Source organism: Bacillus manliponensis (genome assembly GCF_000712595.1).
GTDB lineage: Bacteria > Bacillota > Bacilli > Bacillales > Bacillaceae_G > Bacillus_A > Bacillus_A manliponensis.
Map to the genome: position 1 here is coordinate 27,977 of NZ_JOTN01000007.1, position 12,687 is coordinate 40,663.

Annotated in this window: 12 protein-coding genes; 9 read left to right on the forward strand and 3 right to left on the reverse strand. The window is 36.9% G+C overall.

The features are described 5' to 3' along the window. Positions 1-227: 227 nt before the first annotated feature. Positions 228-974, reverse strand: a complete 747-nt coding sequence (locus BAMA_RS09945) for a response regulator transcription factor (RefSeq protein WP_034638689.1) — start codon at positions 972-974, stop codon at positions 228-230. A 28-nt stretch (positions 975-1,002) separates the two neighbouring features. Next, entirely contained in the window at positions 1,003-2,214 is a 1,212-nt protein-coding gene (locus BAMA_RS09950; protein ID WP_034638690.1) for a sensor histidine kinase, read from the reverse strand. Positions 2,215-2,563: 349 nt separating this feature from the next. Here BAMA_RS09950 and BAMA_RS09955 point away from each other — a divergent pair, with 349 nt between their 5' ends. The 8 genes from BAMA_RS09955 (at position 2,564) to BAMA_RS09990 (ending at position 10,832) form a co-directional block, all read left to right on the forward strand. Beyond that, positions 2,564-3,937, forward strand: coding sequence for an acetaldehyde dehydrogenase (acetylating) (locus BAMA_RS09955; protein WP_051758918.1), 1,374 nt, complete (start codon positions 2,564-2,566; stop codon positions 3,935-3,937). 466 nt (positions 3,938-4,403) lie between these two features. Beyond that, positions 4,404-4,820, forward strand: a complete 417-nt coding sequence (gene cymR / locus BAMA_RS09960) for a cysteine metabolism transcriptional regulator CymR (RefSeq protein ID WP_034638691.1) — start codon at positions 4,404-4,406, stop codon at positions 4,818-4,820. Between the two features lie 35 nt (positions 4,821-4,855). After that, a complete protein-coding gene (locus BAMA_RS09965; RefSeq protein ID WP_034638692.1) occupies positions 4,856-6,001 on the forward strand; it encodes a cysteine desulfurase family protein in 1,146 nt (381 codons plus the stop codon). Positions 6,002-6,017: 16 nt separating this feature from the next. After that, the gene (gene mnmA, locus BAMA_RS09970) at positions 6,018-7,133 is read left to right on the forward strand and encodes a tRNA 2-thiouridine(34) synthase MnmA (RefSeq protein ID WP_034638693.1); all 1,116 of its coding nucleotides are present in this window, start codon (positions 6,018-6,020) and stop codon (positions 7,131-7,133) included. 112 nt (positions 7,134-7,245) lie between these two features. After that, on the forward strand, positions 7,246-7,902 hold the full coding sequence (locus BAMA_RS09975; RefSeq protein WP_034638694.1) for a tetratricopeptide repeat protein: 657 nt from the start codon (positions 7,246-7,248) through the stop codon (positions 7,900-7,902). An 88-nt stretch (positions 7,903-7,990) separates the two neighbouring features. Then, positions 7,991-10,333 (forward strand): SF1B family DNA helicase RecD2, encoded by a 2,343-nt coding sequence (recD2, locus tag BAMA_RS09980; RefSeq protein ID WP_034638695.1) that lies wholly within the window; start codon positions 7,991-7,993, stop codon positions 10,331-10,333. Between the two features lie 164 nt (positions 10,334-10,497). After that, a complete protein-coding gene (locus BAMA_RS09985) occupies positions 10,498-10,686 on the forward strand; it encodes a hypothetical protein (RefSeq protein ID WP_034638696.1) in 189 nt (62 codons plus the stop codon). Between the two features lie 17 nt (positions 10,687-10,703). Continuing rightward, positions 10,704-10,832 (forward strand): YrzQ family protein, encoded by a 129-nt coding sequence (locus tag BAMA_RS09990; protein WP_034638698.1) that lies wholly within the window; start codon positions 10,704-10,706, stop codon positions 10,830-10,832. A 110-nt stretch (positions 10,833-10,942) separates the two neighbouring features. Here the strand turns inward: BAMA_RS09990 and BAMA_RS09995 are convergent, their stop codons facing one another. Next, entirely contained in the window at positions 10,943-11,155 is a 213-nt protein-coding gene (locus BAMA_RS09995) for a hypothetical protein (protein WP_034638699.1), read from the reverse strand. Positions 11,156-11,297: 142 nt separating this feature from the next. Here BAMA_RS09995 and BAMA_RS10000 point away from each other — a divergent pair, with 142 nt between their 5' ends. Then, positions 11,298-12,356 (forward strand): AI-2E family transporter, encoded by a 1,059-nt coding sequence (locus tag BAMA_RS10000; RefSeq protein WP_034638701.1) that lies wholly within the window; start codon positions 11,298-11,300, stop codon positions 12,354-12,356. The last annotated feature ends 331 nt before the right edge of the window (positions 12,357-12,687 follow it).

Consider the following 12,687-nt stretch of genomic DNA (forward strand, 5'->3'; position numbering starts at 1 on the left):
ACAGAAAAAAAGATGTTTTCACATGACTTTCGCCTGTTTCATACTTGTCATTATACTCATAATAGAGTGCTTGTATCTAGTAACTTATCTATTTCTGTATAAAGCGAAGTACTGCTCAGTAGGGATGTATTCCTACTAAGTATTAATTAAACGAGTCGGTTTTTTACGAGCTGTGAATATAGGGGGGAATAACTAGAACCAGGCTAGGGGAATAAGCCTGGTTCTAGTTAAACTGTATTGTAGTGAGTTTGTTTAAATTTGTAGGGTGAACATTTTACATGTTTATCAAATACTTTGCTAAAATATGCGGGGTCGGGATATCCAACTTCTAATGCGATTTGTGTAATGGATTTGTTTGAGTGCATCAATAATTTTTTTGATTGTTCAATTCGTAAATGTGTTACATACATTGTAAATGTCATGCCAACAGTTTCTTTAAAATACCTGCTTAAGTATTGAGGGTTTAAATGAGCATGTTCAGCAATTGCACTTAATGTTAGTGGTTGATTATAGTTATTGTGAATGTAATTTAAAATAGAATGAATAGCTTCTTTTGACGATGTTGCTCGTTTTGATGAAATGCTATCAAGCAATGACACTTGGTTAATTGCTTTTATTGCCTTGTCGACAGCGCGTTCAATCTGTGCTGGACGAGTAGGTTTTATTAAATAGTTGAGAACACCACTTCTTAAAGCTGCTTGAGCATAAGTGAAATCTTCTACAGAAGTATTAATGATTATTTTAGATTGTGGTAAAGTCTTTGTGATTTCTCGTTGTAAGTTTAGGTGATTGGTACCAGGAAGTTCGATATCCATTAAAATAATATCAGGTTTAAATTGATGTATGAATTGAATAGCTTCTGTACCATTTTTAGCGTCTTTTCCAATTTTTAGATTTAAAAATTTCCTTTTTAAAATAATCCGTAATGCCTTCCTCTCCAAGGGATCATCATCAATAATCATAAGTTTACACATAAAAACATCTCCTTTAAAATAATTTCCTTTAGCAAATGCGTGGAATAGAGATTGAGACTGTTGTGCCGAGATGAAGATTTCTTTCAATTGTTAAGCCAAAGTTTTTTCCGAATTTTTGCTGTAGGTTTCGATTTATACTATATAGACTACTAGGGAAAAAGGAAGAAGCTGAATAGCTTGTTTCCAGCAATAAAGGTATAATGTGCTGATCGATTCCTTTTCCATTGTCTGAAATTTTTATAATAATAGTACTTTTTTCTCCAAGTGAACCTGATATAGTGATTTTTCCGCCAGATTTTTTATGTTTTAATCCGTGCTGTAAGCAATTTTCTACAATGGGTAATAAAATATTTATAGGTATTTTATAGGGTAGTATAGTGTTATCTATTTGTATCTCATAATGTATTCGTTCACCATATCTTAGCATTTCGATATCTAAGTACTTTTTAATATTATCAACTTCATCTCCGAACCTTTGTAACTGTTCTTCGTTGTTTGTATAGGATCGAAGCCATTCTGTTAAAGTGAAAATAAGTTCTTCTGTTCTCGGTGCGTCTTCAATAAGTGCAAGTCGAGCAGCGGTATTTAATGTTGTGAACAGGAACTTTGGATTCGTCTTTGGGAGAAAATTTGTTTTCTCGATTGTTTTTTTTTCATATTCTAATAACATTCTTTCACGCTTTTCTTGTTGTAATCCATATTTTGTAATATTTAATTCAATCATTTGACTAATATGTTGTGCGATATGCTTTGTAAACCCAGCTATGTGTTCAAGTTGTAAATTATCTATGACTGGTATACCTTGGGATTTTGTTTGCAGTTCTTGATAATCTATATCGAAGTGAACGGACAATGATTGTAAAGTAATTGAATAATCTTGCTTCTTTTTACAAAGTAGCACTTGTCCGATAATTACAGCCCCAATATACATATCACTTACATATATAGGTGCAGCACAATTAGTTAAGCCGTTTGGATCTATATAAGTGAGTGTTTTCTTTTCTTGCATCGCTTGAAATGCTATTTTAGAATCGAAGTTTCGGTATGAGTTATTCCCTGCGTCTAATGTGTATAGTAGTTTAGAAAAAGGGATAAGTGCATCCTTAGTACGAATGGAATTTCCTTGAATATTAATAATACGAATAGGTAATTTGATACATTCACTGAATTGTTTGAGTGTCTGTTCAAGTTGTTCATGATTGATCATATCATTAAGTTGAGCATTTTGCAGTATAGTCATGCTTATTCCTCCTTTATTTTAATAATAATATTTATATATAAAAAAATACAAATAAATAAAGTATAAAAAGTACAAAAACATATCAAATTTTTCATAAAATCCGTAAAAAAAATATTTTATTATGGAGGTGTCAATAAGAGATTTTACTTAATAGAAGAAATGAGTATATAGGGTGGATTATTATTCCTATAAAGTGAAATTTCACTCGTAGGGGTGTTATTCCCTACGGAGTGTTAGATGAATGAATCAGGCTATAATACTCCTACCTAAACTTTTTCAATACTCCAAAGTTTTGAGGTAGGAGTATTATAGCCCGTTGATACGGGATAAAATTAAGGAGGAATATAAAATGGCATTAGCATTTAAAGATTTACAATCTATTGAACAAGTACGAGGACTTATTGTAAAAGCAAAGCAAGCTCAAAAGATTTTTGCAAACTTTACACAAGAGCAAATTGATCAAGTTATTAGTACTATGGCGCTTAGTGCACAAAAAGAAGTTGAAAAATTAGCGAAATTAGCAAGTGAAGAAACCGGTTTTGGAAATTACTCAGATAAAGTGATAAAAAATAAATTTGCAAGTGAAGTAGTGTATGAACATATAAAAGATATAAAGACAGTTGGTATTCTTAAGGAAGATATAGAAAAACAAGTAATGGAAGTGGCTGTCCCTTTAGGAGTTATTTCTGCTTTAATTCCGTCAACAAACCCAACATCTACTGTTATTTATAAGGCATTAATAGCATTAAAAGCAGGGAATGCTATTATTTTCTCACCGCACCCAATGGCTGCAAAGTCAATTATTGAAGCGGTAAGTATTATGAAAAAAGCAGCGATTCAAGCTGGAGCACCGGAAGGTATTATCGGCTGTATTACAATTCCTACGAAGGAAGCAACTGATGAATTAATGTCTCATCATGATGTTGCGTTAACATTAGCTACAGGTGGAGAAGCGATGGTGAGAGCAGCTTACAGTTCAGGGACACCAGCGATTGGAGTAGGTCCTGGAAATGCTCCAGCATTTATTGAAAAATCAGCTGATATTCCATTAGCGGTTAAGCGTATTATAGATAGTAAAACATTTGATAATGGTGTCATTTGTGCATCAGAGCAAGCTGTAGTTGTAGAAGAAGAGTTAAAAGAAGCGATTGTAGAAGAGTTTAAAAAGCAAGGAGCTTATTTCTTAAGTAAAGAAGAATCAGAGAAGCTATCACACTTTATTTTAAGAGACAACGGAACAATGAACCCAGCAATTGTTGGGAAATCCCCACAAGTTGTCGCGAATTTAGTCGGCTTATCTATTCCAATTAGAACACGAGTATTAATTTCTGAACAGACGACGGTAGGAAAGCATAATCCGTATTCAAGAGAGAAGTTAACACCAATTTTAGCTTTTTATACAGAAAAAACGTTAGAGGAAGCACTTGCAAGATGTACCGAATTATTAATGAATGAAGGAAAAGGTCATACGTTTGTTCTTCATTCTAATAATGAAGACATTATAAAGAGATGTGCATTAACACAACCTGTTTCACGCATGGTTGTCAATTCACCTGGTGCTCTAGGAGGGATTGGTGCTTCTACAAATCTTATTCCAGCATTAACATTAGGGTGTGGTGCGATTGGTGGTGGATCTACTTCGGATAATATTGGTCCATTACACTTAATGAATATTCGGGCGATTGCACGTGGAGTTGTTGAATTAGAAGATAGTAAAGAATAGTATTGTATGGGAAAGGACAGCCTTGTTATAGGTTGTCTTTTTTTATCCCGCATTAACGTGCTGTAATACTCCCACCTCAAAACTTGAGGAGTGCGAAGAAGTTTAGGTGGGGGATAACACAGCACGTAAAAGCCCGATTGGTCGGGCTAATAATCAGTGGGGATGGAGAAGCCCCCCACTGATTAAAGTTTCACTTTATGTTTACTTTATGAACTGAAAATAGCTGCATTTCAATAGATAAAGAATTTGCTGTTTTTGAATGATGGATTTAGAATTCTTTTTTTATCCATCTTCATCTTAGTACATACTCTAATTTATAATCTTTGGATTGTTTTTTCGTATGTGGATTGAAATTCCTTCTAATATTATATTATGCTATAATTTCATCAGGATTTATATCGTATTCTTTTTAGAAAGTTAGTATGAAATAAGAGAAGTGAAAAATTTGAAAAGAGGTGCCTAATAGATGAAAATTTCGACGAAAGGCCGTTACGGTTTAACAATTATGATCGACCTTGCAAAAAAATTTGGAGAGGGCCCAATTTCATTAAAATCAATTGCTCAAGCACATGATTTATCTGAGCATTATTTGGAACAATTAATTTCTCCGCTTCGTAATGCCCGCCTTGTAAAAAGTACGCGTGGTGCTTACGGTGGTTACGTATTATCTGATCAACCAGCAAACATTACAGCTGGTGATGTGATTCGTGTATTAGAAGGTCCAATTAATGTTGTAGAAATGTTAGATGAAGAAGAACCAGCGCAGCGTCAATTATGGATTCGTGTACGCGATGCGGTTCAAGAAGTATTAGATAGCACAACACTAGAGGATTTAGTGCGTTATGAAGAAGAAAATCACGGCGGTTATATGTTTTACATTTAATTCCGTGTGTAACGATTTGGAAAGAAGGAGATTACATGGAACGCATTTATTTAGATCATGCTGCGACATCTCCGGCTCATAGAGAAGTAGTTGATAAGATGATTCCATATATGACAGAAGTATTTGGAAACCCGTCGAGTATTCATGCTTTTGGACGTCAAAGTCGCCAAGTGGTAGATGAAGCAAGACGTACATGCGCGCGCAGCATCAATGCAAATCCAAATGAAATTATTTTTACAAGCGGTGGTACAGAAGCTGACAATTTAGCTTTATTAGGAGTAGCTCGTGCCAATCGCCATAAAGGAACACATATTATTACGACTGAAATTGAGCATCATGCTATTTTACATACGTGTCACGTACTAGAAGCTGAAGGTTTTACAGTTACGTATTTACCGGTTGATGAAACGGGCCGTATTTCCATTCAAGATTTGCAAAAGGCGTTAAAGGAAGAGACGATTCTTGTCTCTATTATGTTTGGAAATAATGAAGTCGGAACAGTGCAGCCAGTCGCAGAGATTGGAGCGGTATTAAAAGAACATGGCGCATATTTTCATACGGACGCAGTACAAGCATATGGTGTAATGCCAATTGATGTAAAAGAATTGGGAATTGATTTATTATCGATTTCTGGTCATAAAATTAATGGTCCAAAAGGTGTGGGCTTTTTATATGCTGGGCAACATGTGAAGTTTGAACCGTTATTAAGTGGCGGAGAGCAAGAGCGAAAACGCCGTGCTGGAACAGAAAATGTACCGGGAATTGCTGGACTTCAGCAAGCAATTTTAATTGCGAGGCAAACTTATGAGCAAAAAATTGCCCAGTATGATGAATTTAAAGATATAATGATATCTGTCTTTCAAAAAGAAGGCATTGCTTTCGAGGTAAACGGAAACTTAGAATATCGTCTGCCACATGTATTAAATGTAAGTTTTACAGGAATGAATATTGAAACATTTTTAATGAACTTAGATTTAGCTGGCGTTGCTGTTTCGAGCGGTTCTGCTTGTACAGCAGGTTCGATTGACCCATCACATGTATTGGTAGCGATGTTTGGAAAAGGTTCCGATAAAATACGTTCATCTGTGCGGTTTAGCTTTGGCCTTGGCAATACGAAAGACCAAGTGCAAAAAGCAGCGCATGAAACAGTGAAAATCGTAAAACGGTTAGCACACAATTAGCATAGGAGGTGACATGATGAACAAACTACCTCAAGATACACGTGTTGTCATCGGAATGTCCGGTGGCGTTGATTCATCTGTAGCAGCGATGTTATTAAAACAACAAGGCTATGATGTAATCGGAATTTTTATGAAAAACTGGGATGATACAGACGAGAATGGTGTATGTACAGCAACAGAAGATTACAACGATGTGATCGAAGTATGTAACCAAATCGGCATTCCATACTATGCAGTAAACTTTGAAAAACAATACTGGGATAAAGTATTTACGTACTTTTTAGATGAGTATCGCGCAGGTCGCACACCAAATCCAGATGTAATGTGTAATAAAGAAATTAAATTTAAAGCCTTTTTAGAGCACGCGATGGCACTTGGTGCAGACTATGTGGCAACAGGTCACTACGCGCGCGTGACAGAGCGTGATGGTGAATTTAAAATGTTGCGCGGCGTTGATGATAATAAAGACCAAACATATTTCTTAAATCAGCTCGGTCAAGAACAATTATCAAAAACGATGTTCCCACTTGGTGAAATTACGAAGCCGCAAATCCGTGAAATGGCGAAAGAAGCTGGTTTAGCGACAGCGACGAAGAAAGATAGTACTGGCATTTGCTTTATCGGTGAGCGTAACTTTAAAGATTTCTTAAGTAACTACTTACCAGCACAGCCAGGTATGATGCAAACATTAGATGGCGAAGTAAAAGGCAAACATGATGGCTTAATGTACTATACAATTGGACAACGTCATGGCCTTGGTATTGGTGGTAACGGTGATCCATGGTTTGTTGTCGGAAAGAACTTGAAAGATAACGTTTTATACGTTGATCAAGGATTCCATAACGAATTATTGTATGGCGATGAAGTTATCGCAACAAACGTGAGTTGGGTAAGTGATAAGTCGAAAGTGAGCGAATTCAAATGCACAGCGAAATTCCGTTACCGTCAAGCGGATAACGGTGTGACAGTTCAAATCGTTGATGATAATACAATTCGTATTCTTTGTGATGAGCCAATTCGCGCAATTACGCCTGGGCAAGCAGTTGTCTTCTATGATGGAGATGAATGTTTAGGCGGTGCGACAATTGATAAAGTGTATCGCAAGGGTAAGCAATTAGATTATTTAGGTTAACATAGAAAGAACCTCTGTCTTGTATGAGTCAGAGGTTTCTTTTTTGCATAGCGAATTTTTGTTCGCGGTAGAAACATAATCTTTGTTATAATTTTGTGTAGAGGTGATTACTATGTCAAACAAGCTTGAAACAGGCATTCAATATATGCAAGAAGGAAAATGGGAAGAAGCTGCAAAAAGTTTTACAGAGGCAATTGAAGAAAATCCAAAAGACGCACTTGGCTATGTAAACTTTGCAAATTTATTAGACGTATTAGGAGATAGTGAGCGTGCAATTGTTTTTTATAAACGCGCAATCGAGCTCGATGAAAAATCGGCAGCGGCTTATTACGGTTTAGGTAACGTCTATTATCAAGAAGAGAAATTCCAAGAAGCGAAAGAAGCATTCGAAAGCGCAATGCAAGCTGGCTTACAAACAGCAGACGGTGCATTTATGCTTGGTATTACATATGTGCAGCTTGGTAACGATCGCTTAGCACTTGCATTTTTACAACGAGCAGCTGAGCTAAATAGCGATGATGTAGAAGCGGTATTCCAATGTGGATTATGTCTTGCACGATTGGAACATATTGCGGAAGCAAAACCTTACTTTGAAAAGGTGCTTCAGCTTGATGAACAGTATGCGGATGCGTATTACAATTTAGGTGTTGCGTATGTATTTGAAGAAAATAATGAAAAAGCGCTTGAATTCTTTAGAAAAGCGACTGAAATTCAGCCGGATCATTTCTTAGCGGGAAACGGTATTCGTTTATTAGAGCAAGAAGGATAATAAGTATTAGCGGTCGGTTAGCTCTCATCTTATAAGGTGGGGGTACTACTGCTCGTTAAAGTGAAATGAGCCGGAAAGGAGAGGCCATATGGAAAACCAAGACGCAATGGATTTGTTTGAGGAAGAGCAAAAATTTATAAAAGCGCAAGTTCTTCATACCATTTTCCACAACGAAGAAAACCTCTATTCCGTTGTCAGTATGAAAATTATTGAAACGAATGAAACGCACGATGAGAAAAAAGTGATGATTACTGGTCATTTTCCGCGCATGCATGAAGATGAAGTGTTCACATTAACAGGGCACTTTAAAGAACATCCAAAGTACGGAAAACAGTATCATGTTGAAACGTTTAAAAAAGAATTGCCACAAACGAAAAAAGGGATGATTCAATATTTAGCGAGTGATTTGTTTAAAGGTATTGGAAAACGAACAGCTGAAAAAATTGTGGAACATCTCGGGGAACATGCGATTACAAAAATTATGGATGACCCATCTGCATTAGAGGGGATTGTAAATAAACAAAAAGCACAAGAAATTTATGACACAGTTCTTGAACATCAAGGCCTTGAAAAGGTGATGAGCTTTTTAAGTGGTTATGGTTTTGGAACAAAGCTATCAATTAAAATTTATCAACAGTATAAAGAAATGACGCTCGAAGTGATTCGTAATAATCCGTATCAGCTTATTGAAGAAGTAGATGGAATTGGTTTTGGGCGAGCGGATGATATTGGACGAGCGCTTGGTATTTCTGGTAATCATATGGACCGTGTTCGTGCTGGTTGTTTTTATACACTGGAGCACGTGTCATTGCAAGAAGGACATGTGTACATGGATAAAGAGCAATTGGTAAGAGAGACATTGGAGCTATTAAATAATCAGGATGTCGCTGTAACAGAAGATGATGTGCTTACTTGTACGGATGTAATGCAAAGTGAAGGGAAATTGATTGTAGAAGAGGAGCGCATTTACTTAGCTTCTTTGTATTACTCAGAAAAAGGGATTGTAAAATCGGTGAACCGTTTAATGGCACAAGAGGAACCGTCTTCATTTCCCGAGGCTGAAATTTTATTAACACTTGGGAAAATTGAAGAACAACTTGGTGTGCAGTACGCCCCTCTTCAGCAAGACGGGATTCAAATTGCACTTCACAATCCAATGATGATTTTAACAGGGGGGCCTGGAACGGGGAAAACAACTGTTATTAAAGGGATTGTAGAAATGTATGCAGCTCTTCACGGTTTATCATTAAGTCCGAAAGATTATAGTGATGATAATCCGTTTCCGATTTTATTAACAGCACCAACTGGACGAGCAGCAAAGCGAATGAGTGAGTCGACTGGGCTGCCAGCTTGTACGATTCATCGTCTACTTGGCTGGACACCAGAAGGAGCATTCCAGCGAAATGAGGAAGACCCTGTACAAGGGAAATTGCTTATCATTGATGAGTTTTCCATGGTTGATACGTGGCTTGCGAATCAGCTCTTTAAATCATTACCTTCAACGATGCAAGTTATTATCGTTGGAGATGAAGATCAATTGCCATCAGTTGGCCCAGGACAAGTATTAAAAGATTTATTAGAATCTAAAGCGATTCCAACAGTGAAGTTAACAGAAATTTACCGGCAAGCAGAAGGATCTTCTGTTATTCAGCTCGCCCATGCGATTAAAAACGGGGGACTACCGCCAGATGTAACGCAAAATAAAACGGATCGCTCCTTTATTGCCTGTACAGGCGCACAAATTGTTGATGTTGTGAAGAAAGTTTGTGAAAATGCGCAGTCAAAAGGGTTCAGTGCCCGTGATGTACAAGTGCTGGCACCGATGTATAAAGGACCAGCTGGAATTAATACGTTAAACGAAGCGCTACAAGAAGTGTTTAATCCGAAGAAGGAGAAAAGCCGAGAAATTGCCTATGGAGAAGTTGTATACCGAACGGGTGATAAAGTACTTCAGCTCGTGAATCAGCCAGAAAGCCAAGTGTTTAACGGTGATATTGGCGAGATTGTTTCAATTTTTTATGCAAAAGAAAATGTTGAGAAGCAAGATATGGTTATCGTCTCATTTGACGGCATTGAAGTAACATACACAAAGCAAGATTTAGGTCAAATTACACATGCGTATTGTTGTTCCATTCATAAGTCGCAAGGAAGTGAATTTCCGATTGTGATTATGCCTGTTGTCAAAAGTTATTATAGAATGCTGCGTCGTAATTTATTGTATACAGGGATCACTCGAAGTAAAAAGTTTTTAATTATTTGCGGGGAAGAATCGGCGTTTCAGTCCGGCGTGAATCGTCTTGATGATGCAATGCGCCAAACGACGCTTTGCCAAAGGCTACAAGGGAAAGAAGAAGCGCAGGAACCGATTTTTGTAGAAGTGAACGGACAGGAAATGGATGTGGAAAACATTTCACCGTATGATTTCATGTAGCAGGGCGAAATTATATAGTGAACCTTCCATTCATGACTACTCATACATGATTGTACACGGCTGCTCATTATAGGAGGAGCCGCGTACATGTTATGTATAAACATATGCAGTTTGGACATAATGGCGTAATAGAATACGGGAGATTGTAAGGAGATGAACGCTATATGCTTAGTTGTCCAAACTGTAAAGGTAAAGATATCGGCAAAATTGGTGTCAATCAATACTATTGCTGGACTTGTTTTATTGAATTGTCAATTTCAAAGGGGAAAATCCATACACATCAAGTTGAAGAAGATGGTTCGTTAAGTTCTTTAGACGACTTATTTGAGGAAGATGAACGAACGATCGGATAACAAAAGGGGGTTTTACTTTGAAGTGGAGATCGTCAATCATTGCGTTAGGGCTTGGAGCTGCGGCATATGAATATGCACGTAGACAAAATTTACTTTCAAAGCGCAATGTGAATAAGGCGCGTAAGATGTTGAAATCTTATTTATAAACGTAATTTGTTGAGGTACAGAGAGGTTGGTTGAGAAGCAATAATCAGCTCCTTTTCTTACCTCTTTTTATTTTTTGGACAAGATACCTCCTTTATGCCTAAGAGAGCTTTTAAGTACCTTTATGAAGAAGAAACAGACCAATCTCAGAGAAAAGATAAGATAAAAAATAACATCCAATTCCAAGTGCACTATAGTAAAGAAGTTGCTTTGCTCGTTCTTTTTTAGAACTATGGACGAAGAAACCTTTCCAAATGCCAAATCCAATACAAACCCACTCCAATATCATACAAGTAGCTGATAATAGAAGCATTGTCCAAACCATAGTATTCTCCTTTCCTTTTTCTCTAAATATATGTACAGCCTTTATGAACAATATCGCCGTAAATAAATTTTTTTAGTACGAGAAGTTTTACACATAACCTGCTTCATTTCTCTTCAAACTAGAGGTGGAGGAGGTTTTTCGTATGAAGAATCTTAAAATCATTTGGATTTATCGCCTTGGTTTATTATTATTAATCTTTTTATGCTTATTTGTTTTCTTGAAAATAAAGCCGCTTTGGGAACCGATTTTGTTTGTTTTTAAAGTAGCAATTACTCCATTTTTTATCGCTTGTTTTATTGCGTATTTACTTCATCCACTAATTGAGAAATTACATGAAAAAGGGATGCCACGTACGTTCGCTATTTTACTTATATATGTTCTATTTTTTGGCGGGGTTGGTTATGGTGTTTATAAAGGGACGCCAGCTGTAATTGCGCAGCTACAAGAAATCAATTCGAACTTTCCACAGTTTGTTAGCATGTATGATGGTTGGATGGATGGTGTAACAGAGCAAACAGAAAACTTTCCGCAGTTTATCGGTGAGAAAATTAAAGAGATGACGATTGGGATTGAAGCAAAGTTACAAAGTATATTAGATAAAGCGATGAGTACGGCAAGAGGTCTACTGGATTCATTACTTATTATTTTTTTAATCCCATTTATTGTGTTTTACATATTGAAGGACTACGGTGAGTTTTATCATATCTTTTGGAAGCTCGTTCCGGAAAAATGGCGAAAAGATGGGCAACAACTCGCAAGGGAAATTGATACATCTCTTGGTAACTATATTCGCGGACAACTGTTCGTTTGCTTTATTTTAGGAAGTGTGGCTGTTATTTTGTTTTGGATTATTGGTTTGAAATATCCGCTTCTTCTTGGAATTATTGTTGGGGTGACGGATATCATTCCGTATTTTGGTCCAGTTTTAGGGGCGATTCCAGCACTTATGATTGCAGCTACAGTATCAACAAAATTAGTAATTAAGGTCACGATTACGATTATCATTTTGCAGTTTGTTGAAAGTAACATTTTATCGCCTTATATCGTTGGGAAGTCGCTTCATATGCATCCTGTTGTTATTATGTTTGCCCTTCTTGTTGGAGGGGAAATCGCAGGTGTTGTCGGCCTTTTGTTATCCGTACCTATTTTGGCGGTCATTCGAACGGTTATTATGCATATAAAGCCATTTTGGAAACATTGACAAATAACAGTGGATTCGCTACAATCGTGGCATATAGTTTAATTTATGTAAATTGATGACGGAATGAGTACGTTACAGTCCATTTGTAGAGAGAAACTTCCACTGGCTGAAAGAAGTTTTAAATGAAGGGTAACAGAAAGCTAATCCTGAGAGCAGCTAATTACTGCCGTCTTGCCACGTTACGGCAACTTGAGGTGATGAAATACTGTGATGACGCGCATCTAAAAGGTGACGCTTTGTATTTCATAATCAGGGTGGTATCGCGAGTCAACTCTCGTCCCTGCTATAGGGGACGGGAGTTTTTTGTTTTTTTACATCTACTTTATTAAAG

Bases quoted from the DNA above. Each gene is read 5' to 3' on its own strand.
- BAMA_RS09945 (WP_034638689.1), bottom strand. From the start codon at position 974: ATGTGTAAACTTATGATTATTGATGATGATCCCTTGGAGAGGAAGGCA.
- BAMA_RS09950 (WP_034638690.1), bottom strand. From the start codon at position 2,214: ATGACTATACTGCAAAATGCTCAACTTAATGATATGATCAATCATGAA.
- BAMA_RS09955 (WP_051758918.1), top strand. From the start codon at position 2,564: ATGGCATTAGCATTTAAAGATTTACAATCTATTGAACAAGTACGAGGA.
- cymR (WP_034638691.1), top strand. From the start codon at position 4,404: ATGAAAATTTCGACGAAAGGCCGTTACGGTTTAACAATTATGATCGAC.
- BAMA_RS09965 (WP_034638692.1), top strand. From the start codon at position 4,856: ATGGAACGCATTTATTTAGATCATGCTGCGACATCTCCGGCTCATAGA.
- mnmA (WP_034638693.1), top strand. From the start codon at position 6,018: ATGAACAAACTACCTCAAGATACACGTGTTGTCATCGGAATGTCCGGT.
- BAMA_RS09975 (WP_034638694.1), top strand. From the start codon at position 7,246: ATGTCAAACAAGCTTGAAACAGGCATTCAATATATGCAAGAAGGAAAA.
- recD2 (WP_034638695.1), top strand. From the start codon at position 7,991: ATGGAAAACCAAGACGCAATGGATTTGTTTGAGGAAGAGCAAAAATTT.
- BAMA_RS09985 (WP_034638696.1), top strand. From the start codon at position 10,498: ATGCTTAGTTGTCCAAACTGTAAAGGTAAAGATATCGGCAAAATTGGT.
- BAMA_RS09995 (WP_034638699.1), bottom strand. From the start codon at position 11,155: ATGGTTTGGACAATGCTTCTATTATCAGCTACTTGTATGATATTGGAG.
- BAMA_RS10000 (WP_034638701.1), top strand. From the start codon at position 11,298: ATGAAGAATCTTAAAATCATTTGGATTTATCGCCTTGGTTTATTATTA.